This is a genomic window from Streptomyces sp. NPDC047515, assembly GCF_040643055.1.
Taxonomy (GTDB): Bacteria; Actinomycetota; Actinomycetes; order Streptomycetales; family Streptomycetaceae; genus Streptomyces.
The window spans coordinates 99,319-121,581 of record NZ_JBEYTM010000010.1; the positions used below are offsets into that span (position 1 = coordinate 99,319).

Sequence of the window (22,263 nt, forward strand, 5' to 3'; positions counted from 1 at the left end):
CGACCGCGGTGGGCTGTGACAACTGGCCGAGCAGGCCGGGAGTTGGACGCCAATCTGGTGCGTCTTCCGCCGAGCGCGGAGGTCGGTGAGCATCAGGAGGACGTCCTGGACGTCCTGCTCGTCGTCGTCGCGGGCGGCGGCCGGGTCGTGGCCGGGGGCGGCGACGGGACGGACCTGACCCCGACCATGGTCGTCCGGCTGCCCCGTACCTCGCGTCGCGCGCTCGTCGCGGGGCCGGAGGGGCCGGCGTACGTGACCGTCCACCGCCGCCGCCCCGGCCTGATGATCGAGCCCTCGTCCCCACCCGTGGCCGCGCCCTCGACGGCGTACGAGGGCGGCGAGGCGCCCTGCGTGCTGGACCGCGTCTGCCCAGGGTGCGGCCGGCTCTCGCAGGACCCCGAGCCGGTGTTCTGCAGCCGGTGCGGGGAGCGGTTCGCGGAGGGGTGAGCCCGCGGTTCCGGGCGGTCACGCGGCGGTTCGGACCACCGGTCCGTCCAGGCCGCCCCACATGCGGACATCAGCTCGCGGACATTACCTCGCGGACATTACCTCGCATACGGAGCTAAAATAGGCAGATGGCGGCGAGTGATCTCCCCGATGAGCTCGCCGGACTCCTGCCCCGCATCCAGAGGCTCGCCCGGCGACGCCTGTGGAGCGGTCTGAGCGCCCCCCGGGTGCGCGGGGCGCACGCTGAGCTGCTGCGGCTGGTGGCCGCAGAGCCCGGCATCCGGGTCTCGACGGCCGCGCACCATCTCTGTCTCGCGGCCAACTCGGTCAGCACCCTGGTGAACCACCTCGTCGCCGAAGGGCTGTTGCGCAGGGAGAAGGACCCCGGCGACGGACGCGCCGCGCTGCTGTACCCGACCCCGGCGGGGGCCGGGAGGCTGCGCGACTGGCGCGCCCGCCGCGAGGCGCTCTTCCGCGAACACCTGGCCGGACTGGGCGCGGCCGACCGGGCGGCACTGACCGCCGCGCTCCCGGCCCTGCGCAGGCTCGCCGACTCGCTGCGCGAAGGAGATGAGATCGCGTGACCACGGAGACCACGCCCGCCCTTAACTGCACCGGACTGAGCTACAGCTTCGGCGACGCGAAGGCCGTCGACGGCCTGGATCTGCTGGTCGGCCCGGGGGAGGTGTTCGGCCTCCTGGGGCCGAACGGCGCGGGCAAGACCACCACCCTGCGCGCGATCACCACACTGCTGCCCGTGCCACCCGGCGTCATCGAGGTGTTCGGCCAGGACGCGGCCCGGCACAGGATGGCGGTGCGGCGGCTGCTCGGCTACGTACCGCAGCAACTGTCGGCCGATGCGAGCCTCACCGGCCGGGAGAACGTCCAGCTCTTCGCCCGCGTCTACGACGTGCCCCGCCGCCGGCGCGCCGCACGGGTCGCCCAGGCCCTGGACGCGGTCGGCCTCGGCGAGGTCGCGCACCGGCTCGTCGGCACGTACTCCGGCGGCATGGTCCGCCGCCTCGAACTCGCGCAGGCCCTGGTCAGTGCGCCCCGGCTGATGATCCTGGACGAGCCCACCATCGGCCTGGACCCGATCGCGCGGGACAGTGTCTGGGACCGCATCACCGAGATACGGATCGGCACCGGCATGACCGTGCTGGTCACCACCCACTCCATGGACGAGGCCGACCAGCGCTGCGACCGGCTCGCGCTGATGCACCTGGGCCGGCTGCGCGCGCTCGGCACCCCCGCCGAGCTGAAGAAGGAACTCGTCGTCCACCGCCGGGACTCCGGCGAGACGGGCCTGCCGCCGCCGTCCCTGGAGGACGTCTTCCGGTACCACTCCGGGCGCGGACTGGACGACCCCGGTTCCGGCTCCGGTTCCGACGAACGGAAGGGAGCGTTCCGAGATGTCCGCCGTACCCGTCGCACCGCATCCCGCCTCGGCTGAGTCCGGCCCTCCGGAACAGCGCTTCGCGCTGCTGCTGACCCCGCCACCGCCCCGCACCGGCTGGCGCGTCGTCGCCGCGCGCGTCATCGCGATGTGCGTCGTGGAAATGCAGAAGCTGCGCCACGACCGCACCGAGATCTACACCCGCGCCGTCCAGCCCGCCCTCTGGCTGCTGATCTTCGGCGTGACGTTCTCCCGTATCCACGCCATCCCGACCGGCGGTGTCCCCTATCTCGACTTCCTCGCGCCCGGCATCATCGCCCAGTCCGCCATGTTCATCGCGATCTTCTACGGCATCATGATCATCTGGGAGCGGGATTCCGGCGTCCTCACCAAACTCATGGTCACCCCCACGCCCCGCACCGCCCTGGTGACGGGCAAGGCCTTCGCCGCCGGGGTGAAGGCGGTGATCCAGGCCGCGGTCGTCATCGTGATCGCCGCACTGATCGGTGTCGGCATGACCTGGAACCCGTTGCGGCTGCTGGGTGTTGTCGTGGTGGTCGTGCTCGCCTCGGCGTTCTTCTCCTGCCTGTCGATGTCGATAGCCGGGATCGTCCTGACCCGCGACCGCCTGATGGGTATCGGCCAGGCCATCACCATGCCGCTGTTCTTCGCGTCCAACGCGCTCTACCCGGTCGCCCTGATGCCCGGCTGGCTCCAGGCCGTCAGCAGGGTGAACCCGCTGAGCTACGAGGTCGACGCCCTGCGCGGACTGCTCATCGGCACCCAGGCACACCTCGGCCTCGACCTCGCGGTCCTCGCCTTCGCGGCCTTGGTGGGCATCATCGCCGCCGGTTCACTGCTGGGCCGTCTCGCCCGCTGAGCTGCGGGCGGTACTTTTGAACCGAAGGACTTCATCGGAGTGGACCGGGGCATCGTCAACCTCGCCACCACCTCGGACGGGGACAATCACTCCGGACGCCGTCTCGGCCGCTACCGCAGGTGGCAGGCCCGCAAGAAGGCCGAGATCCAGGCCAAGCGCACCCGCTCATCCAAGCAGCTCCTCAAGAAACGCGCCCGCCGCGAGGCGAGGCACGCCACCCACATCAACCACAAGATCTCCAAGCAGACGGTTGCCGTCGCGCAACGCACCGAACGCGGAATCGCTCTCGAAGAGCTGAGGGGTATCCGCGAGCGGGTCACGGTTCCTCGCGACCAGCGGGCCCGTCTGTCCTCCTGGCCGTTCCACCAGCTCGGCTCCTTCCTGGAATACAAGGCCTGCCGTGCAGGTGTGCCGTTCATCGAGGTGGACCCGGCCTACACCTCGCAGCGCTGCCCGCGCTGCGGTCACACCGCGAAGAACAACCGCCCTTCGCGTGATCATTTCTCTTGTCGCCGGTGCGGCCTCGCTGGGCCGGCCGACCACGTCGCCGGGGTCAACGTGCGCAACCGCGCACGCTCGGCGTGGGTATTCGTCAACATGCCCGATCCGCTCCCGGCCCGAGCCGGGAGCGGTAGATGTGACCCGTGACCGCCCTGTCGTAGGGGGCAGTCGGGAGCATAAGCAAAGCCGTATCGAACCGAGTCAGCAAGCTCGGTCGTTTACGGCCGAGTAGTTGACGAGAAGGACAGCGACAGAAGGATGACTCAGGAGGCGGACGGCTCGATCTCCCCCGCGAAGACGATGACCTGGTCGATGAGGCTCCGTCGCAGATGGACGACATCCGTTCCCGCCAGGCGGGGGCCTCCATCAGGCGTGGTGAAGACCCACTGGTACCGGGCCCATTCGTCAGGCATGTCCACCGCTGAGCAGCGCACCATCGTGCCGGTCCCCGCCGGGTGGCGTCGGATGTCCAGCACGAACCGCTCGACCGCCCCGATTCCTTCGCTGCGACCCAACGGCCCCCAGAAGACCACGTCTGAGGTCAGGGCCTGGGAGAGCAGGGCAGTCACATAGCTGTCGTCCGAGGCGTTGAACGCGGAGATGAACGTGTCGATCGCGGAGCGTGCGGTCTCTTCCTGCATGCCCCAGTAATACCAGGAGTTTCGCGTGCGCTCGTCCCACGAGCCGCCTTCCGATCACGGTGAACCTTCCCGGTCACAGCACTAGTCAGCCGCGTGCGCGGAAGAGCCTTCCCATGTCCCCGGGCACGAACGGGTTGCCGCCCTCGCGAAGAACCGGGCCGAGACGGCTGTGTGCGTGAATCGTCCTGGAGCTCAATGAAGTGGAAGCGTCCGGCGCGGACGGACATGATGGCGGGATGACCAGTAGTCGTGCGATGCCCGTAGAGGCCCTGCTCGTCGTGGACGTCCAGTCGGCCGCTGTCTCCGGCGACCGGGCCGTTCCCGAGGCGGCCCGGCTCGTGGACCGGACCGCGGACCTGATCGCACGGGCGCGCAGGAGAGGCGCGCTCGTCGTCCACATCCAGAACGACGGGGCGCCGGGGGCGGGCGACGAGGCGCATACGCCGGGCTGGGAGCTCCATCATCCCGTCGAGGCCGGTCCCACCGAGGCCGTGATCCGCAAGACCCAGGACGACGGCTTCGACGGGACCGCGCTGGGGGGCCTGTTGACCGACCGGGGGATACGGGCACTCGCCATCTGCGGTGTGATGTCCGAGATGTGTGTCCAGGCGACCGCCCGCACCGCCCTGGCGCTGGGGTACCGGGTCGTCATGCCGCACGACGCCCACGCGACGCACGACATCCCGGCGGCACCGGGGATCAGTGACGCGGTTCCGGCCGCCGCGGTCTCACGGGTCGCCGAATGGGCCCTCGGCAGCGAGGCCGAGGTCGTCGCCCACGCCGCGGACGTCGCTTTCACCGTGCCGCCCCGCTGCCGCTGAGGCGTCAAGTCGCGTGAGCGCAGGGGTAGTTCGCTGCTCAGCGACCATTTCCGGTCCGTGGTCGGACGGACTCCTCGTCCCGGGAACCACGGCGCTCGATCCCGTCGTCCTGTCGTGCGCGCCACACCCACATGCACACACTCAAGGAGCAGCATGAGCGTCAACGGCGGCACGCGGTCCCGGGGCGGCAGCCGGAACACCGTTTCCTCGCGGGGCGGTTCTCGTACGGCTCCCCTGGACTGCGCGAAGGCGGTGCTCGCGCTCGCGCTCGTCCTGGGGGCCGCCACCGCCTGCAGCCAGTCGTCCGGCGGCGGGAGCCACGCGGCCAAGGACTGGAAGGTCGGCGACTGCGCCGGGCCCGACCGCAGTGAGTCGAAGGACGGCTACCAGGCCCTGGACTGCGACGACTCCAAGGCGACGATCAAGGCTCTCGAAATCAAGGACGGTGCCATGTTCGCCGATTCCATCCAGTGCCCGCCGGGGACGGACACGATCATCTCGGTGAAGGTCTCCTTCGGCTCCGGCGACGCCAGTGCCGGGATCCCCAGCAAGACCATCTGTGGCCGCAACCTCTCCGGCGACCACCCCGGTGACCCGGGAGCGGGCGGCGGCCAGTTGGTGAAGGGCGACTGCGTCGACGACCGGGCCAAGGAGGTCGCCTGCGGCAGCGGGGGCAGCGGTGTGGCCAAGGTGCTCGGTCTGACCAAGAAGGCCGTCGAATGCCCGTCCGGGACCGACAAGCCCATGGAACTGTTCCCGAGTCCGGGCCGCCCGTACGACACGATCTGCACCACCCGGGTCTGACGGTCCGCTGCCGGGCACGCCCCGACCGCGCCCCGTCCCCGGACACACCACGGCCGGTGAAGCCCGCGCTTCACCGGCCGTGCGGCGTCCGGTGGCACCTCACGACACGGGGGACCGGCCGCTGCCCGTCCCGGTCGCCGGGCCACATCGCTCACCGGCACCGCGGAACAGGGCCGTCCAGAGGAACGGCTCGCCGAAGTACGGGGACTCGGGCGGTTCGTCGCTCATGCGGCGGAGTTCGAGTTCCGTCAGGTCGGAGAAGATCGCGCGCAGCGACTCCGGCGTGTAGGCGAGGCCGCCGCGCAGGCCGTCGGTCCGGTCGTAGAAGGAGGCGTCGGGGAGTTCGGAGCCCATGCCCGTCTCGCCGGCCGCGAAGCAGGTGAGGGCGAGGTGGCCGCCGGGGGCCAGGGACCTGTCGAGGAGGGCGAGGTAGCTGATGCGGCGGTGCGGCGGCAGGTGGTGGAAGCAGCCGGAGTCGTAGATCAGGTCGTACGGGCCGGTGAGCTCGGTCGCCGCGAGCGCGAAGGCGTCGCCGCAGTGGAACCGGATGTCGGCCCCCGCCTCGCGGGCGCGGTCCCCGGCCCACGCGAGAGCCGCCGGGGACAGGTCCACCGCGTCGACCTCGAAGCCCAGGGTGGCGAGATGAAGGGCGTTGCGGCCCGGACCGCAGCCCAGGTCCAGGGCGCGGCCGGGGGTGATCAGCCCGCGTTCGACGTACGCGACGAGGTTCTCGTCGGGCTTCGCCACGAAGAACGGAACGGACTTCGTCCGGTCCGCGTAGAAGCTGTCCCACCACGAGGCCCCGTCGGCCGTCCACCGGTCGGCCTCCCGGGTGAAAAGGCCGTCCAGGAGGTTGAGCACGTCATCCACCGTACGTATGTTCCGGTCCACGTGAATCCCCTTTCCGGGAGGGGAAATTGTAGATCCGCCGGGGGGTGGAGCCCGGTTCGTGAGGTGGCGGCCGAGGCCGCCCGCGGGTGGCTGGCGGCCCCGGACGGCGGGTGAGGCAACGCCCCTTCATGTCCGGTCTCTTCGAGTGCGGAGTCGTTCGCGAGGGGGCGTGGAGGCGGTGGTTTCGGGTCCGCCGGGGGGTGTTTCTTCGGCGGTTCTCCGTGTCGCGTCCGCGTGCGGCATGCGTGCCACGAAGGCGCGGGCGGAGTCGCAGGCGGTGTCACGGGCGGCGGCTCGGGCGGCGGCTCGGGCACCTCCCGGAGTCCAAAATTCAGACCGTAGCAGCAACGGTTCGATGGGCAATCGGACTTGACCGAGGTGCCGTCCTACGCGTGGTCGAGGGCGTGGCGGAGACACCACCGGCGGCGCGGAGCGTGGAAAGTGGGGGCAGCGGTACGGACGACGAAGGAGGACCGATGGTGGGTGTCGTGGCGAACCAGCGGAACGGGGCGGCCGGACAGGCCATGGAGGGGCCGGGGGCGCGGGACCGACTCCTGCGCGCCGGACGCCAGTTGTTCGCCGCGTACGGGTACGCGCACACGAGCATCGAGGACCTGTGCGAGCAGGCGAAGGTGCCCGTCCACATCTTCCAGCAGGAGTTCGTCTCGCGGGAGGTCCTCCTGATGGCGATCTACGACGAGGTGGCGACCTACGGGCTGCGCGCTGCCGAGAACGCCCTGATGGCCGAGGGCATGGAGGACTGCCCGACGGCGGAGCGGGTCCGGCTGCTCTTCGACGCCTACGTGAAGGCGGTCACCGAGGATCCGTGCGCGGCCAGGGTGGCCTTCGTCGAGGCGCTGGGAGTCAGCCGGGAGGTGGACAACCACCTCGCGACCTGGCGGGCGATGTGGATCGAGTTCCTGACCTCCGAGGCCGAGCGTGCCGTGCGCCGGGGCGAGGCGGTGCCGAGCGACCACCACGTGACCGTCACCGTGCTGAACCACTCGGTGGACGAGCTCATGGCCCACCACGGCCGCCGCCCCCGCCAGGTCAACGCCGAGTGGCTGACCGATGAGCTGACCCGGCTCTCGCTGGCCATGATCCTGCCGTCCTGACACACCCCGTTGCCGGGACGGCAAACGCGGACGGCAAATAATGGCGGCATGGATGAAGACGCGGAGCACGCGGAGCGTACGGACGACGAGATCTCGAACGTACTGACGGGCGTCGGGCCGCGGCTGCGCGCCCTGCGTCAGGAACGCGGTACGACCCTGGCGCAGCTCAGCGAGACGACCGGGATCTCGCTGAGTACCCTCTCGCGCCTGGAGTCGGGCGGCCGCAAACCCACGCTCGAACTGCTGCTGCCCCTGGCCAAGGCGTACGGCGTCCAGCTCGACGAACTCGTCGGCGCCCCGCCCACCGGCGATCCACGCATCCACTTCCGCCCCTTCACCCGGGACGGCGTGACGTTCGTCCCGCTGACCCGGCACCTCGGCGGGCTGCACGCGTACAAGCAGATCCTGCCCGGCGGACGTGGAGCCACCGGCGAGCTGGAGCAGCGGGTGCACGAGGGATACGAGTGGGTGTACGTACTGGCCGGGCGGCTGCGGCTGGTGCTGGGCGAGCACGATCTGGTCCTCACGGCGGGCGAGGTCGCGGAGTTCGACACGCGCACACCGCACGCGTGGGCCAGCGCCGGGCCCGAGCCGGTCGAATTCCTCAGCCTCTTCGGTCAGCAGGGCGAGCGGATGCACGTCCGGGCCCGGCCCTCGGGGCGGTGAGACATCGGCGGCTGCGCGCGAGGGCGGCCCCGGACAGGCGCTACGGGCGGGCCGTGTACGGGCCGCCCAGGCCCCATGCCTGGTGCATCGCGTCGGCGAACGCCGCCGCCAGCCGGTGTTCGCCGCTGGGACCGGGGTGCGTCCCGTCGTACGTGTCCCGGTGGATGTCGTACCCCGGCGGGCGGGAGGCCAGCAGGATCGGGGACATCGGGTCGTCGAGGTCGGCGACGGCCTTCGCGAGGAGCTCGTTGAAGCGGTCGCACTCGGCGGCGAACGGGGCGTCCGACTCGGCCCGTATGTTCGGTATCACCGGCAGCAGCACCATCCTGACGTGCGGGTTCGCGGTGCGGGCCGCCGTGATGAACGCCCTTGCGTTCAGGGCGGTCCGGCCACTGTCCGTATAGAACCCGAGGTCTATCAGGCCGAGCGAGACGAGCAGGACGTCCGTGCGGTGCTCGGTGACGGTGTCGGCGATCACCGGGGCCATGTGCAGCCAGCCCTCGCCCCAGCCGGCCAGATGGCTACGGGCCCCGACCGGGAAGTCCGGTGCGCCGTACGCGTACGAGACGGGGGTGTTCGTCCCGGTGTCGTACAGCTCGCTGCGCGGGCCGACGATCGCGAACGGGGTGCCGAGGGCGGAATCCAGGTGCTGCCACATCCGGTAGCGCCAGGTGAAGTCGCCGGCGCGGCCGATCGTCATGGAATCGCCGACAAACGTGAAACGCATGGCGTCATCATCGCGGATCACTCCTGCGGCCTGCGACGTGACGATGGACACTTGGGTCCATGCGTTCGTACCTGACTGTGTCCGGAGCCGCCGCGCTGCTCCTCCTCGCGGGAGCGGCTCCCGCGACGGCCGGAGACGGAGCCGACCGGAGCTTCACGATCGAGGACCCCAGGATCACCGAGTCCAGCGGCCTCGCGGCCAGCCGTACCCATCCCGGCATCTACTGGACGCACAACGACAGCGAGGACGGGCCGTACGTCTACGCCGTCGACTCCCGCACCGGGAAGACCGTCGCGACGATCACCATGAAGGGGGTGGGGCGGCCGCGCGACGTGGAGGCCATCTCGCTGGGGCCCGACGGCAATCTGTACGTCGGTGACATCGGCGACAACCTGAACGGCAGCTGGGACCACGTCTGGATCTACCGCTTCCCGGAGCCGAAGCGGCTCAAGGACGCCACGGTCCGCGCCACGCAGTTCGATGTGAAGTACGCGGACGGTCCGCGCAACGCCGAGGCGCTGATGGTCCACCCCACGACCGGGCGCGTCTACATCGCGTCGAAGAACGAGGACGGCGGCGGGCTGTACGAGGGCCCCGCGAAGCTCACCACCGGTGCCACCAACGTCTTCCGGCGCGTGGGGGAGGTGCCGTGGGTGACGGACGGCGCCTTCTCGCCGGACGGCAAGGAGCTGGTGCTGCGCTCGTACTTCAGCGCCCGTGGCTACGCCTTCGAGAACGGCAGGCTCGGCGCCGACCACGCGGTCCGGGCGCCGCTCCAGCGGCAGGCCGAGTCGGTGACGTACACGGCGGACGGCTCGGCGCTGATGTTCGGTTCGGAGGGGGAGCGGAGCGATGTGGTGCGGGTGGACGTGCGGCCCGACGCAGGCGGCGGGGGAGCGTCGCCGTCGAAGCAGGGCGGCGGTGCGTCGTCGTCCGCCGGTGGCGGGAGCGGCGACGGGACGAAGGGCGGCACCGGCACCCTGGTCGGAGCACTGGTGCTCGCCGGGATCGGCTTCCTGGTGTTCATGGGGCGTCGGCGGAAGACGGGCTGAGGTCCGGCCCGCTGCCGGCCGTGGCGTGGGCGTAGGGTCGGGCGCCTATGTCGGGCACCTATGTCGGGCACCCATGGAGAACCGCGTGAACCCTGGACCGGACCCCTTTGCCACCGCCCGGCTGGACGCACTGCCGTTGCGGGTCGCGTACGCGGACGAGATGGCGGCCGTGCTGGCCGACCCCGCCCTGCACACCTACACCGGCGGCGCCCCGGAGACCGCCGATGAGCTGCGGGCCCGCTACGAACGCCAGACCGCCGGTTCGCCGCACCCTGGCGTGGGCTGGTGGAACTGGGTGCTGCGGGTGCGGGACGAGGGCTGCCTGGCCGGTTACGTACAGGCGACGGTGAACGTGCGGGACACGGAGGCGGAGATCGCCTGGGTGGTCGGGACGCGGTGGCAGGGGCGGGGATATGCCAAGGAGGCGGCGGCGGGGCTGGTGGCCCATCTGACGGCGCTGCGGGTGGTGCGTACCGTCGTCGCCCATATCCATCCGGACCACGAAGCCTCGGCCGCTGTGGCTGCCGGGGCGGGTCTGCTGCCGACGGAGGAGTGGTGTGACGGCGAACGGCGCTGGGAGCGGGGCGGGAGAGAGGGCTGACCCGCTGTCAGTGGCGGTCGCGAGGCCGACACGCCGCTGCCCGCACTCCCGGCGGGGAGCGCGCGGCGGGCGTCACCCGGCTCCGGGCCGTGCTGGTGGCGGCGGGCGGGTGATGTCGGGTGATCAGGTCCGGGGGCGACCGGCCCGGATGAGTTCGGCCACGTCGAGAGTCACCGGGGCGCCGATCGAATCGGGCAGTGCGACCGTCTGCCCGGGGGCGTACACCTGGTGGCTGTCGTAGCCGCCGCCCATGGGCTCGGTCAGGACATGCACCCGGCCGTGCTTGCGGTCGAGGATCACATACACCGGGATCTTGGCCTCGGCGTAGGCGGCGACCTTGTTGCGCAGGTCGTTGTTGTAGTTGCTGGAGGTGACCTCCAGGACGAGGCGGAAGACGGCGGGGTCGTAGCAGTTGTTCTCGGCCAGGTGCCCGTCGAGATCGGCGTCGACGATCGCCAGGTCGGGGATGGCGTAGTCCTCGGGGCCACTGGGCAGCCACAGGCCGACTCCCTGCAGGACCTCGGTCTCACCGTCGTCGAGACCGGCTGCGATGAAGGGGCGCATGAGCTTGGTCAGCACTCGGGCGTGCGGGGCATCCGGGGATGGGGCCACGGTGATGACGCCTCCGATGATCTCGACGCGGTAACCCGGGTGCTGCTCTGTGAGGATGTTGGCCGTTTCGAGCAGCGATTCCGGCTCACCGTCACAGGGGTGCTCGACTGCTGCTGCAGACATTGCGGGCCTCCTGAAGGGGTGTTGTCGAGGCCATCATCGTAGAACGGTGCGCCTTGCGTGTCCTGTATGTCGTCGTCCACTCGGTTGAGTGAACGAGGCGTGCCAGGCTCTATGCGGAGGCGCTCTGCGGGTGGGTTCCCGTCGCCCCGTCGATCAGTTCGCGGACGATGTCCATGTGCCCGGCGTGCCGTACGACGTCCTCCAGCATGTGGATGAGCACCCAGCGCATCGACACCTTCCGCCCGTCCCACGCCGTACCGATCGCGTCGAGCGGGATCTCGTCTATCGCCCGGTCGGCGGCGGTGCGGGCGCGGGCGTAGAACGCCAGGATGTCGGCGGTCGTCTCGTCCGGGGCGACCGTCATGTCCTCCGTGTACGCGTCGAACCAGAGCTTCTCCGTCTCACGGCCGAACGTCGTGCAGAACCAGCCGTACTCGACGGTCGCCAGATGCTTGACCAGGCCCAGCAGTTTGGTGCCCGTCGGGGTCATCGGGCGGCGCAGCTGCTCGTCGTGGAAGCCGTCGAGCTTCCACAGCACCGCGTCGCCGTGCCGGTTGAGGGCGATGTGCGGGGACTCCTTCTCGCCGCCGGTGTACGGCACGTTCTTCGTCATGAGGAGGACCGTAACAACGGGCACTGACAGGCCCGTTGTCAGTGGGGGTTGCGAGGATGGCCCGACCATCGAGGAAGGGGAGCCATGGGCACCTGGGACATCGGCCATTTCGACAACGACACCGCAGCGGACTTCTCGGGGGACCTCGACGACGCCCCGCAGGGCAAACGTGCGGAGCTGATCCGGAACGCTCTGACGGATGTCGTCCGGACCAGGGACTACCTCGACTCCCACGAGGCCGCCGTGGCCGTGGCGGCGGCCGCCCTGGTGGCCGCGCAGTGCCCGGGTGGGGAACCCGTGACGACCGCGTACGGGCCGGACGAGCCGCTTCCGGAGCTGCCCGTGGAGCTGCGGGGCCTGGCGGTTCAGGCTCTCGACCGGGTGGTGACCGAGCCGTCCGAGCTGCTGGAGCTGTGGATCGAGGGCGGGCACGGGGAGCCGTGGAAGGAAGGGATCGGCCGGCTCCGGGCGGTCCTGGCAGAGGCGGCGGGGTGAGGAACGGCGAGGGGCCCCTGGTACGGATCCGTACCAGGGGCCCCTCGGAGATGTACAGCTGCTCGTTACAGCTTCTCGATCACGTAGTCGATGCAGGCCGTCAGCGCCTGGATGTCCGCCGGGTCGATCGCCGGGAACATCGCCACGCGCAGCTGGTTGCGGCCCAGCTTGCGGTACGGCTCGGTGTCGACGATGCCGTTGGCGCGCAGCACCTTGGCGACGGCCGAGGCGTCGATCTCGTCCGCGAAGTCGATCGTGCCGATGACCTGCGAGCGCTTCGCCGGGTCGGAGACGAACGGGGTCGCGTACTTGGAGTCCTCGGCCCAGCCGTACAGGTTCCGCGCCGAGGTGGCCGTGCGGCGGACCGAGAAGTCCAGGCCGCCCTGGGAGTTCAGCCAGTTCAGCTGCTCGTTCAGGAGGAAGAGCGTGGCGAGGGCCGGGGTGTTGTACGTCTGGTTCTTCAGGGAGTTGTCGATCGCCGTGGGCAGGCTGAAGAACTCCGGGATGTGACGGCCCGACGCGTGGATGCGCGCGGCGCGCTCCAGGGCCGCCGGGGAGAAGACACCGATCCAGAGACCGCCGTCGGAGGCGAAGGACTTCTGCGGGGCGAAGTAGTAGACGTCCGACTCGGTGATGTCGACCGGCAGGCCGCCCGCGCCGGAGGTGGCGTCCACCAGGACCAGGGAGCCCTCGTCGGCGCCCGCGACGCGCTTGACCGGTGCGGCGACACCGGTCGAGGTCTCGTTGTGCGTGAAGGCGTAGACGTCGACGCCCGCCTCGGCCCGCGGGTCCGGGTGGGTGCCGGGGTCGGAGGCGATCACGGTCGGGTCGGCCAGCCACGGGGCGAGCTTGGCGGCCTTCGCGAACTTCGACGAGAACTCGCCGAAGTTGAGGTGCTGGGACTTCGTCTCGATGAGCCCGTGCGTCGCGATGTCCCAGAAGGCGGTCGAGCCGCCGTTGCCCAGGATCACCTCGTAGCCCTCGGGGAGGGAGAAGAGGTCGCGCACACCCTGACGCACCGCGCCGACCAGGTTCTTGACCGGGGCCTGGCGGTGGGACGTACCGAGCAGAGACGTACCGGTGGCGGCCAGCGCGTCGAGCGCCTCCGTCCGCACCTTGGAAGGACCGGCGCCGAAGCGTCCGTCGGCGGGCTTGATGTCAGCGGGAATCTGGATATCGGCCACGAACCGGAGCGTAGTACCTCACGGACACGGTCAAGGACCGTGTCCGTCGGATGAGACGCCCGCTCCGGTGCGTGGACGGTGTGCGCGCCGGTCCGTGGACCGCGTGACGGGGTGGCGGGGTCAGCCCAGTTCCACCGGCAGCTCGTGGAGGTCGTTCTGGGTGACGATCGGCTTGTTCCGCAGCTCGGACGCGGGGACGGCGAGCTTCAGCTCCGGGAACCGCTCGTACAGCGCGGGCAGCGCCACCCCCGCCTCCAGCCGGGAGAGTGCCGACCCCGGGCAGACGTGCGGACCGTGGCCGAAAGCGATGTGGCGGTTGGGGGAGCGGGTGATGTCGAAGTCACCGGCGGTCGGGCCGTGCTGCGCCTCGTCGCGGCCCAGCGCGCCGAAGGAGACGATCAGCGCCTCGCCCTTCGGCAGGACCTTGTCGCCGACCTCGACGTCCTCCGTGGCGAACCGGATCAGGACGTGGGACGTGGGAGTGTTCCAGCGCAGGGTCTCCTCGATCACGTTCTCCCACGGCACCTCACCGTTCAGCACCTGCTTGCGCTGCTCGGGGTGGGTCTGGAGCGCGACGACCGCGTTCACGATCAGGCTGATCGTGGTCTCGTGACCGGCCGCGATGATCAGCTGCAGGGTGTTGACGATCTCCTCGTCGGTGAGGTGGTCGCCGTCCTCGGAGGCCGCGATCAGGGCGCTGGTGAGGTCGTCGCCCGGTTCGGCCCGCTTGGAGTCGACGATCTTCGTGAAGAGCGCGCCGAGGTCCGCCATCATCTGCGGGACCTCCTGGGGCGGCGTCTGCGTCGAGAAGAACTTCTCGAAGAGCTCCTTCAGCCGCGGGTGGTCCGCGCTGTCCACGCCCATCAGTTCGCTGATCACGTTCATCGGCAGCGGATACGCGAACTCCGCCTTCAGGTCGACCGCCTCGCCCTCGGGCAGCGCGGCCAGCCGGTCCAGGCTCGCCGTGGTCAGCGCCTCGATGCCGGCCCGCAGCCGCTCCACCCGCTTCACCGTCAGTGCCTGTGCGACCAGGGTGCGCAGCCGGCGGTGGTCCGCGCCGTCCACCGTGAGCATGGAGCGCCCCGGGTTGGCGAGGCCGATCAGCGGCCAGTCCATCGGTATCTCGCCGCGCTGCCAGGCACTCCAGACGTTGATGTCCTTCACGATCCGGCTGTCGGTGAGCAGCTGGCGGGCCTGAGCGTGGTGGGTGACCGCGTAGCAGTGCACCCCGCCGGGCAGTTCCACCTCGGCGAGCGGGCCGGCCGCGCGCAGCCTGGCGCTCTCGCCGTCGAGGTCGGTGACGAAGGGGTCGAGCGCGATCCGGGTCATCTCTTGCCTCCGATGGCGGTTCCGAGGGCTGGGGTGGGGGTGAAGGTCACCGGCAGGTCCGTCAGTCCGCGCAGCCACGGGGACGGGCGGCGGGTGAGCTGTTCGGCGGGGACGGCGAGGTCGATGTCCGGGAGCCGGTCCAGCAGCACCTCGATGCCGGTGCGGGCGATGACCTCGGCAGTCTCCTGGGCGGGGAACGGGCAGCGGTGCTCGCCGTGGCCGAAGGAGAGGAACGCGTTGTTGCCGCCGGTCAGCGCGGAGCCGTCGGTGCGGACCTGCGGGTCGTAGTTGGCGGCGGCGATGCCCAGCAGCAGCAGGTCGCCCGCCTCGATGTGGCGCCCGCCGAAGTGGGTGTCGCGCGAGGCCCAGCGGCCCGCGACGTTCTGCGTCGGGGTGTCCTCCCAGAGCACCTCGTTCATGGCCTCGGCGACGCTGTGCCGGCCACCCGAGAGGGAGGCGGCGAACCGGTCGTCGGTGAGCATCAGCCGCAGCGAGTTGCCGATCCAGTCGGCGGTCGGCTGGTGGCCCGCGGCCATCATGACCATCAGGTCCTGGGCGACCTCCTCGTCGGTGAATCCGCCCCGGTCGGCGAGCATCCGCGTGGCGACGTCGTCGCCGGGCACGGCGTGCTTGTCGACCAGCAGCTGGATCATGGACGAGGCGAGGTGCTGCTGACCGGCCAGCGCCCGCTCCCGGCCGTCGATCATGTCGTTGATCGAGCCCACGAGCGCCGCGCCGACGGTGTCGCTGAAGCCGTAGATCTTCGCCAGGACGAGGGCGGGGAGCAGCATCGCGTAGTCGGCGATGATCTCGGTGCGTCCTGTGGAGCAGAACCGGTCGACGAGTCCGTCGGCGAACTCCTCGGCGTACCGCTTCAGCGCGAACGGGTCGACGGATTCCAGCGCGTCGCTGATCATCGCGGCGCGCTCGGTGTGCCGGGGGCCGACCGTGTAGAGGATCGACGGCTGCTTGCGGCCGATCATCGGCAGCAGCGGCCAGTCGTCGGGGATGCGCTCCCACTGGTTCCACAGGTCGGAGTCCCGGCTGAACAGCACCGGGTCGGCGGTGACCTGGTGGAGTTCGCGGTAGCCGAGCACGAGCCAGGCGGGGACGTCGCCGTCGAGGACGACGGGCGCCACGGCCCCGTGGTCGCGGCGCATCTCCCGGTACAGCCGGGTCGGTTCGGTCTGGAACCGTGGGCCGGAGAGCGGCTCGCGGCCCTGGGACACGGGGCAGCCGGAGGCCGGCGCCGGGGGCTGGGTCACGAGGTGGGCTCCGGGGTCTTCTCCGGCGTGATCTCCGGACGGGCGGCGGACGGGGTGGAGACCTTGCCCTGCGAGAGGGCGTGCAGGTACTCGACCAGTGTGATCAGTACGTACTTGCTGGACGAACGGTCCCGGGCGTCGCACTCCACCAGGGGGATGTCGTCCGAGAGGTCGAGCGCCTCCCGTATCTGCTGTTCGGTGTGGAGCGGGCCGCCGAAGTCGTTGCACGCCACGATGAACGGCGTGCCGTGGTGCTCCAGGCGGTCGATCGCGTACCAGGAGTCGGCGAGCCGGCGGGTGTCGACGAGGACGACCGCGCCGAGCGTGCCCGAGAACAGCCGGTCCCACAGGAACCAGAACCGTTCCTGGCCGGGGGCGCCGAAGAGGTACAGCACCGAGCGTTCGTCGAGCGAGATCCGGCCGAAGTCGAAGGCGACGGTCGTGGACGTCTTCGACTGCACACCGTCGAGGTGGTCGACGGCCTCGCCCGCGCTGGTCATGGTCTCTTCCGTGTTCAGCGGACGGATCTCGCTGACGGAGCGGACCATGGTGGTCTTGCCGACGCCGAAGCCGCCGACGACGACGATCTTCAGTCCGTTGTCGGCCGTCGCCTGCAGGGCGGCACGGTCAGAGGTTGCGGAGTCCAACGAGCACCTGTTCCAGGATGTCGGGGTCGGGGAGCCGGTCCGCGACACGGGCGGTACGGGGGTGGCGGGCGCTGATCCGGCCGGTGTCCAGCAGATCGGACAGCATGATCCGGACGATGCTGACGGGCAGGCCGAGGCCCGCGGCGATCTCCACGACCGCGGTGGGCAGTTGGCACATCCGCAGGATCGTGACGTGCTCCGACTGCATGCCGGGGGTCGGCTCGCACTCGGAGACCACCAGTGTCACCAGGTCGAACGCGTCCGAATCGGACCGGCTGCGGCCACCGGTGAGGGTGTACAGCCGGTCCGGGTCGTCGTCCCGGCCGGGGCGGCGGCGGGTCATACGTTCGCTGTCGCGTCGACGGCGGCTGCGGTCTCGGGGGCCGAGGAGGAGCGCGGCGGCGCGCTCAGGTGCTCGCCGAGCTGCTCGACGAGCTCGCTCATGTTGTGCCCGATGAGACCGACGTCGGCCTCGTCGGAGGCGACGACCGCGAGATGGGCGCCCGCGCCCGCCTCGACGATGAACAGCACGCCGCCGTAGAACTCGGCCATGGCGGACCGTACGCCGCCGGTGCCGTCACCGAACTCGACGGACGCGCCGTGCGACAGGCTCTGGATGCCGGCCGAGATCGCGGCCAGCTGGTCGGCCTGGTCGACGGAGAGCTCGGGGGTACGGCACAGCTTGAGGCCGTCCCTGGACAGGACGAGGGCATGACGGGTGCCGGGGGTGCGCTCCAGGAGCCCCTCCAGCAGCCAGTTGAGCTTCTCGTCGGTGGTCGCGGTCATCGGGTGTTGCCTTCTTCCGGGTGCGGGGGATTGGGCCGGACAGCCTGGCGGAAGCTGCTGAAGCGGGCTGCCTGTTCCTTGGGGTCGGCGGTACGGGGCGGCGGGGTCGCGCCGGTGCCGTTGGCGTTGGTGCGGGCCTCGGCGGCGGCGAGGGTGCGGCCGCGGGGGCGCTTGGGGAGTCCGCTCTCGCCGAACCGGGGGAGGTTGCGGGTGGTCTCGGACGCGGGGGAGTCCGGGCGCGCGGGGGAGTCTGCCGGTACCGGGTCCTGCGGGTGCCGGGGGTCGGCCGCGCCGGTGGTGCCGGCCGCGGCGGCCGTCTCGTGTGCGGGCTCCGGCTCGGACACGGGCTGGGCCGTCGGCCGGGACGCCGTCGGCTCGGACGCCGGGGCCGGGGCAGCCGGGACCTTCAGCGAGGCACGGGTGAGGAGTTCCTGCGGGAGCATCATCAGGGCGCCCGTGCCGCCGCGCGCGGACGGCCGGAACGACACGGTCAGACCGTGCTTGCGGGCCAGCCGGCCGACGACGGCGAGGCCGAGCCGGGTGCCGGAGAGCCCCGTCAGGTCCTGGTGCGTGGCCGACACCGCGCGCTCGGCGCGACGCAGCTGGACATCGCTCATGACCAGACCGCTGTCCTCGACGGTCAGGACGATGCCGGCCGGCACCTCCTCGACGTACACATGGACCTCGGCCGTGGGCGGTGAGAAGTTGGCCGCGTTGTCGAGGAGTTCGGCGAGCGCGTGCATGACGCCCTCGGCCGCGTGACCGGCGACCGCGACATCGCTGGTCGAGTGGAGGCGTACGCGCTGATAGCCGCTGATCCGGCCCATCGCGCCGCGCAGGATCGACTCCATCACGATCGGCTTCGCCCAGCGCCGCCCGGAGCGGGCGCCGGTCAGCACGGCGATGGAGTCGGCGAGGCGGCCGGCCTGGGCGGTGCGGTGGTCCAGGTGGAGCAGGTCGCCGAGCACGTCCTCGGCGGAGTGCCGGTGCTCCATCTCGCGCAGGTCCGCGAGCATGCTGGTGGACAGGGCCTGCATGCGGCCCGCGGCGTTGGCACAGGCGGCGATCGCGGCGGAACGCTCGGTTTCGCTGCGGGCCGCGCGGGCGCCGAGCCGTTCGGCCTCCGCGGTGAGCCGTTCGGTCTCGGCGACGGCCTGCGCGGTGATCCGCGCCGTCTCGGCCTCTGCGGCGGCCTTGATCCGGGCGGTCTCGGCGGTGAAGCGCTGGCCCTCGGCCGCGGAGGCGGACACGAGCCGGCTGATCTCGCCGGTGAACCGCTGGGTCTCCGCCGCGAGACGGGCGCGCAGCCGGTTCGTGGTGGCGCGGGCATGGACGGCGGTGGCCACGGCCGCGGACAGCAGCACGGCGGCGGCGCCCGCCCCCCAGGCCGGCGTGGGCCGTACCGAGTCGGGGGCGGCGACGACCGCCCACACGCACAGGGATCCGGTGACGGCCAGTGAGATCAGCAGGGCCAGTGCGGTCGGCCGGGATGAGGGGCTCAAGTGGAGTCCTTGGGGCGGACGGGACGAACGGGCGGGCGGGACGGACGGGGCGGATCGGGACACTTCGTACGGGGCAGGCGAACGCGATAACTGGAGCTGATAATTCCAGCCAAGTTATGTTCACTATATGAGAATTGACGCTCTCTTTGGGAAGCCCTTGTGGCGATCTCTGTTACGTATGTGACTACGCGTCCGACGTATTCCGACGTATTGACGTATTCAGGGGAATCGCGCGGCCTCGGGCGGCCGAGTGGCCCGATCAACGGCATCCTGAGCCCATGGCCGCACAGCAGAAACCCACGGAACGCGCCGAACTCGCACAGGCCCTGCGCTCCGCGGTCCGCGGAGAGGTCGATTTCGGTCCCACCGCACGGGCGTTGACGACGATGGACGCCTCCAACTACCGCCGCGTACCGCTCGGCGTCGTCGCCCCGTGCGACGCCGACGACGTCGCCGCCGCGCTCGCCGTCTGCCGCGCGCACGCGGTGCCCGTGGTCCCGCGCGGCGGCGGCACCTCCATCGCCGGGCAGTCCACCGGCACCGGCGTCGTCCTCGACCTCACCCGCCATCTGCGCAAGATCGTCGAACTGGACGCCGGGTCCCGCACCGCGGTCGTCCAGCCGGGCGTGGTCCTGGACGATCTGCGCGCCGCCGCCGCTCCGCACGGCCTCACCTTCGGACCCGACCCCGCCACACACAGCCGCTGCACGCTGGGCGGCATGATCGGCAACAACTCCTGCGGCGCGCACTCGGTCGCCTGGGGCACCACGGCCGACAACGTGCGCGCCCTGACCGTGACCCGCTACGGCGGCGACACCCTGCGGCTGGGCCGGGGCGGTGGGTCCGGCTTCCCCGCCGGGCTCGTCGGACTCCCCGAACTCGTCGGCGGCGACCTCGCTCTCCTGCGCACCGGATTCCCCGCGCTCCCGCGCCGTATCTCCGGGTACGCCCTGGACGCACTCCTGCCCGAGCGCGGGACCGACCTCGCCCGCGCCTTCTGCGGCAGCGAGGGCACGCTCGGCGTGGTGACGGAGGCGTCCGTGCGACTGGTCGAGGCACCGGTGGCCCGCGCGCTCGCCGTACTCGCCTACGCCGACGAGTCCGCCGCCGCCGAGGCCGCCTCCGGCCTGCTTCCCCACCACCCCCTGACCGTGGAGGGCATGGCCGCCGATCTCGTACGGCACCCGGCCGGGCTGCCGCGCGGCGGTGCCTGGCTCTTCGTCGAGACGGGCGGCGCCACCCCGGCCGAGGCGCGGGCGCACGCCGAGCGCGTCCTGCGGGCGGCCGACGCGCTGGACGGCGTCGTCGTCACCGACCCGGCCGGACAACGGGCCCTGTGGCGCATCCGCGAGGACGCGGCGGGCACCGCCACCCGGATGCCGGACGGCACGGAGGCCTGGCCCGGCTGGGAGGACTGCGCCGTACCGCCCGCCCGCCTCGGCCCGTACCTCCGGGACTTCCGCGCCCTGCTCGCCGCCCATGGGCTGCGCGGCACCCCGTACGGACACTTCGGCGACGGCTGCGTCCACGTCCGGATCGACTTCGACCTGCTGAACCCCGAGGGGGTGGCCCGTTTCCGTCGCTTCTCCGGGGAACTGGCGGACCTGGTTGTCGCGCATGGCGGATCACTGAGCGGGGAACACGGTGACGGCCAGGCCCGCGCCGAACTGCTCCCGCGCATGTACGGGGACGAGCTGGTCGCCCTCTTCGCCCGGTTCAAGGACATCTGGGACCCGGACGGCGGCATGAACCCCGGCATCCTCGTCCGCCCGGCCCGGCTCGACGAGAACCTCAGGTTCGAGGTGCTGCCGAAGCGCCCGGTGGACGTCGTGTTCGGCTACCCGGACGACGGCGGCGACTTCTCCGCCGCGGTACGCAGATGCGTGGGCGTCGCCGCGTGCCGCACGGCCGGGCCCGCGGGCGCGGGCGTGATGTGCCCGTCGTTCCGGGCGACCGGCGAGGAGGCCCACTCCACCCGGGGCCGGGCCCGGCTGCTGCACGAGATGCTCGCGGGCGAGGTGATCACGGACGGCTGGCGGAGCGAGGAGGTGCGGGACGCGCTCGACCTGTGCCTCTCCTGCAAGGGCTGCCGCGGCGACTGTCCGGTGGGCGTCGACATGGCCACGTACAAGGCGGAGTTCCTGCACCACCACTACCGGGGGCGGCTGCGCCCGGCCGCCCACTACGCGATGGGATGGCTGCCGCTGTGGCTGCGGCTGGCCTCCCCGTTCGCGGGCGCGCTGAACGCGCTGGCCCGGATCCGCCCGGTGGCGGCCCTGGTGAAACGGCTGGCGGGCATCGCGCCGCAGCGGACGATTCCCGTGCTGGCGCGCGAGACGTTCACCCGGTGGGCGCACGGGCGCCGCCCCCGGGGAACGGTCGTCCTGTCGGGAAACCAGGTCGCGGCCGTCTGGCCGGACACCTTCACCGACCGCCTCTCCCCGGAGGTGGGGCGGGCCGCCGTGCGGGTCCTGGAGTCGACCGGCCGAACCGTCCTGTACCCCGGCCGGAGCGTGTGCTGCGGCCTCACCCATGTGTCGACGGGCCAGCTGGACAAGGCCCGCAAGGTCATGCGCCGCAGCCTGGACCGGATGGGCGATCTGCTCGGCGAGCCGCTCGTCGTCCTCGAACCGAGCTGCGCCGCAGCCCTGCGCACCGATCTGCCCGAGCTGCTCCCCGACGACCCGCGCGCCGCCGAACTCGCGGGCTCGGTCCGGACGTTGGCGGAATACCTGGAGGAGTACGCCCCGGACTGGCGGCCGCCTCGTCTGGACCGCCCGGTGGTGGGGCAGACGCACTGCCATCAGCACGCGGTGCTGGGCGACGCTGCCGACCGCCGACTGCGCGAACGGGCCGGACTGACCGGCGAGTTGAGCGGCGGCTGTTGCGGGCTGGCCGGGAACTTCGGCTTCGAGCGGGGCCATTGGGAGGTGTCGGTGGCCTGCGCGGAGGAACAGCTGCTGCCGTCGGTGCGCGCCGCGGAGCTCGGCACGGAGGTCCTGGCGGACGGATTCTCCTGCCGGACGCAGCTGGAGCAACTGGGCGGCGTGAGGGCGCGGCACCTGGCGGAGGTACTGGCGCAGGGCCTGCCGGAGATGCCGCCAAAGGGGTGAGGGCGGCACACTTTCCCGGCGGGCACCGGCACAGGTTTCCCGATGGACACCG

23 protein-coding genes and 2 pseudogenes are annotated in these 22,263 nt (G+C 71.4%); 13 read left to right on the forward strand and 12 right to left on the reverse strand.

Features of this window, described 5'->3' with window-relative positions; translation table 11 throughout:
- Positions 1-22 precede the first annotated feature (22 nt).
- From ABZ826_RS11390 to ABZ826_RS11410, 5 genes and pseudogenes are all read left to right on the forward strand, one after another.
- Positions 23-447: pseudogene (locus tag ABZ826_RS11390) on the forward strand (hypothetical protein).
- Between the two features lie 128 nt (positions 448-575).
- Positions 576-1,031 carry a MarR family transcriptional regulator gene (locus ABZ826_RS11395; RefSeq protein ID WP_361445761.1) on the forward strand — a complete coding sequence of 152 codons (456 nt, stop codon included), beginning with the start codon at positions 576-578 and terminating at the stop codon, positions 1,029-1,031.
- Complete coding sequence (locus tag ABZ826_RS11400) at positions 1,028-1,900, forward strand: ATP-binding cassette domain-containing protein (protein WP_361445764.1); 873 nt, start codon at positions 1,028-1,030, stop codon at positions 1,898-1,900. Before ABZ826_RS11395 ends, ABZ826_RS11400 begins: the two co-directional genes overlap by 4 nt.
- Positions 1,860-2,723, forward strand: coding sequence for an ABC transporter permease (locus tag ABZ826_RS11405; RefSeq protein WP_361445767.1), 864 nt, complete (start codon positions 1,860-1,862; stop codon positions 2,721-2,723). Before ABZ826_RS11400 ends, ABZ826_RS11405 begins: the two co-directional genes overlap by 41 nt.
- 30 nt (positions 2,724-2,753) lie before the next feature.
- Positions 2,754-3,371, forward strand: a pseudogene (locus tag ABZ826_RS11410) (transposase); the annotation flags it as partial.
- A gap of 116 nt (positions 3,372-3,487) precedes the next feature.
- On the opposite strand, the gene ABZ826_RS11415 reads toward ABZ826_RS11410, so the two are convergent.
- Complete coding sequence (locus ABZ826_RS11415; RefSeq protein WP_361445770.1) at positions 3,488-3,865, reverse strand: nuclear transport factor 2 family protein; 378 nt, start codon at positions 3,863-3,865, stop codon at positions 3,488-3,490.
- A gap of 236 nt (positions 3,866-4,101) precedes the next feature.
- Between ABZ826_RS11415 and ABZ826_RS11420 the strand changes: the two genes are divergently transcribed.
- Positions 4,102-4,686, forward strand: a complete 585-nt coding sequence (locus ABZ826_RS11420) for a cysteine hydrolase family protein (RefSeq protein ID WP_361445773.1) — start codon at positions 4,102-4,104, stop codon at positions 4,684-4,686.
- 153 nt (positions 4,687-4,839) lie between these two features.
- A complete protein-coding gene (locus ABZ826_RS11425; RefSeq protein ID WP_361445776.1) occupies positions 4,840-5,490 on the forward strand; it encodes a hypothetical protein in 651 nt (216 codons plus the stop codon).
- Between the two features lie 99 nt (positions 5,491-5,589).
- Here the strand turns inward: ABZ826_RS11425 and ABZ826_RS11430 are convergent, their stop codons facing one another.
- Positions 5,590-6,381 (reverse strand): class I SAM-dependent methyltransferase, encoded by a 792-nt coding sequence (locus ABZ826_RS11430; RefSeq protein WP_361445779.1) that lies wholly within the window; start codon positions 6,379-6,381, stop codon positions 5,590-5,592.
- 524 nt (positions 6,382-6,905) lie between these two features.
- Between ABZ826_RS11430 and ABZ826_RS11435 the strand changes: the two genes are divergently transcribed.
- Positions 6,906-7,496 (forward strand): TetR family transcriptional regulator, encoded by a 591-nt coding sequence (locus ABZ826_RS11435; protein WP_361446030.1) that lies wholly within the window; start codon positions 6,906-6,908, stop codon positions 7,494-7,496.
- A gap of 48 nt (positions 7,497-7,544) precedes the next feature.
- On the forward strand, positions 7,545-8,162 hold the full coding sequence (locus tag ABZ826_RS11440; protein ID WP_361445782.1) for an XRE family transcriptional regulator: 618 nt from the start codon (positions 7,545-7,547) through the stop codon (positions 8,160-8,162).
- A 40-nt stretch (positions 8,163-8,202) separates the two neighbouring features.
- Here ABZ826_RS11440 and ABZ826_RS11445 read toward each other — a convergent pair whose 3' ends face one another.
- Complete coding sequence (locus ABZ826_RS11445; protein ID WP_361445785.1) at positions 8,203-8,889, reverse strand: GDSL-type esterase/lipase family protein; 687 nt, start codon at positions 8,887-8,889, stop codon at positions 8,203-8,205.
- 59 nt (positions 8,890-8,948) lie between these two features.
- On the opposite strand from ABZ826_RS11445, the gene ABZ826_RS11450 reads away from it, so the two are divergent.
- Positions 8,949-9,941 (forward strand): WD40 repeat domain-containing protein, encoded by a 993-nt coding sequence (locus ABZ826_RS11450; RefSeq protein ID WP_361445788.1) that lies wholly within the window; start codon positions 8,949-8,951, stop codon positions 9,939-9,941.
- A 73-nt stretch (positions 9,942-10,014) separates the two neighbouring features.
- Positions 10,015-10,542 carry a GNAT family N-acetyltransferase gene (locus tag ABZ826_RS11455; protein ID WP_361445791.1) on the forward strand — a complete coding sequence of 176 codons (528 nt, stop codon included), beginning with the start codon at positions 10,015-10,017 and terminating at the stop codon, positions 10,540-10,542.
- A 123-nt stretch (positions 10,543-10,665) separates the two neighbouring features.
- On the opposite strand, the gene ABZ826_RS11460 is transcribed toward ABZ826_RS11455, so the two are convergent.
- The gene (locus ABZ826_RS11460) at positions 10,666-11,277 is read right to left on the reverse strand and encodes a Uma2 family endonuclease (protein WP_361445794.1); all 612 of its coding nucleotides are present in this window, start codon (positions 11,275-11,277) and stop codon (positions 10,666-10,668) included.
- Between the two features lie 109 nt (positions 11,278-11,386).
- Positions 11,387-11,890, reverse strand: coding sequence for a DinB family protein (locus tag ABZ826_RS11465; RefSeq protein ID WP_361445797.1), 504 nt, complete (start codon positions 11,888-11,890; stop codon positions 11,387-11,389).
- Between the two features lie 84 nt (positions 11,891-11,974).
- Between ABZ826_RS11465 and ABZ826_RS11470 the strand changes: the two genes are divergently transcribed.
- A complete protein-coding gene (locus tag ABZ826_RS11470; protein ID WP_361445800.1) occupies positions 11,975-12,385 on the forward strand; it encodes a DUF4259 domain-containing protein in 411 nt (136 codons plus the stop codon).
- A gap of 65 nt (positions 12,386-12,450) precedes the next feature.
- On the opposite strand, the gene serC is transcribed toward ABZ826_RS11470, so the two are convergent.
- The 7 genes from serC to ABZ826_RS11505 form a co-directional block, all read right to left on the reverse strand.
- The gene (gene serC / locus ABZ826_RS11475; protein WP_361445803.1) at positions 12,451-13,569 is read right to left on the reverse strand and encodes a phosphoserine transaminase; all 1,119 of its coding nucleotides are present in this window, start codon (positions 13,567-13,569) and stop codon (positions 12,451-12,453) included.
- Between the two features lie 120 nt (positions 13,570-13,689).
- Positions 13,690-14,898 carry a cytochrome P450 gene (locus ABZ826_RS11480; RefSeq protein WP_361445806.1) on the reverse strand — a complete coding sequence of 403 codons (1,209 nt, stop codon included), beginning with the start codon at positions 14,896-14,898 and terminating at the stop codon, positions 13,690-13,692.
- A complete protein-coding gene (locus ABZ826_RS11485) occupies positions 14,895-16,163 on the reverse strand; it encodes a cytochrome P450 (RefSeq protein WP_361445809.1) in 1,269 nt (422 codons plus the stop codon). Before ABZ826_RS11485 ends, ABZ826_RS11480 begins: the two co-directional genes overlap by 4 nt.
- Positions 16,160-16,810 (reverse strand): ATP/GTP-binding protein, encoded by a 651-nt coding sequence (locus tag ABZ826_RS11490; RefSeq protein ID WP_361445812.1) that lies wholly within the window; start codon positions 16,808-16,810, stop codon positions 16,160-16,162. Before ABZ826_RS11490 ends, ABZ826_RS11485 begins: the two co-directional genes overlap by 4 nt.
- Positions 16,791-17,153, reverse strand: a complete 363-nt coding sequence (locus ABZ826_RS11495) for a DUF742 domain-containing protein (protein ID WP_266415876.1) — start codon at positions 17,151-17,153, stop codon at positions 16,791-16,793. Before ABZ826_RS11495 ends, ABZ826_RS11490 begins: the two co-directional genes overlap by 20 nt.
- On the reverse strand, positions 17,150-17,596 hold the full coding sequence (locus ABZ826_RS11500; RefSeq protein WP_361445815.1) for a roadblock/LC7 domain-containing protein: 447 nt from the start codon (positions 17,594-17,596) through the stop codon (positions 17,150-17,152). Before ABZ826_RS11500 ends, ABZ826_RS11495 begins: the two co-directional genes overlap by 4 nt.
- On the reverse strand, positions 17,593-19,098 hold the full coding sequence (locus ABZ826_RS11505) for an ATP-binding protein (protein WP_361445818.1): 1,506 nt from the start codon (positions 19,096-19,098) through the stop codon (positions 17,593-17,595). The genes ABZ826_RS11500 and ABZ826_RS11505 overlap by 4 nt, the downstream gene beginning before the upstream one ends.
- 278 nt (positions 19,099-19,376) lie before the next feature.
- Between ABZ826_RS11505 and ABZ826_RS11510 the strand changes: the two genes are divergently transcribed.
- Positions 19,377-22,211: an FAD-binding and (Fe-S)-binding domain-containing protein gene (locus ABZ826_RS11510; RefSeq protein WP_361445821.1), complete on the forward strand. Its 2,835-nt coding sequence runs from the start codon at positions 19,377-19,379 to the stop codon at positions 22,209-22,211.
- Positions 22,212-22,263: the final 52 nt, after the last annotated feature.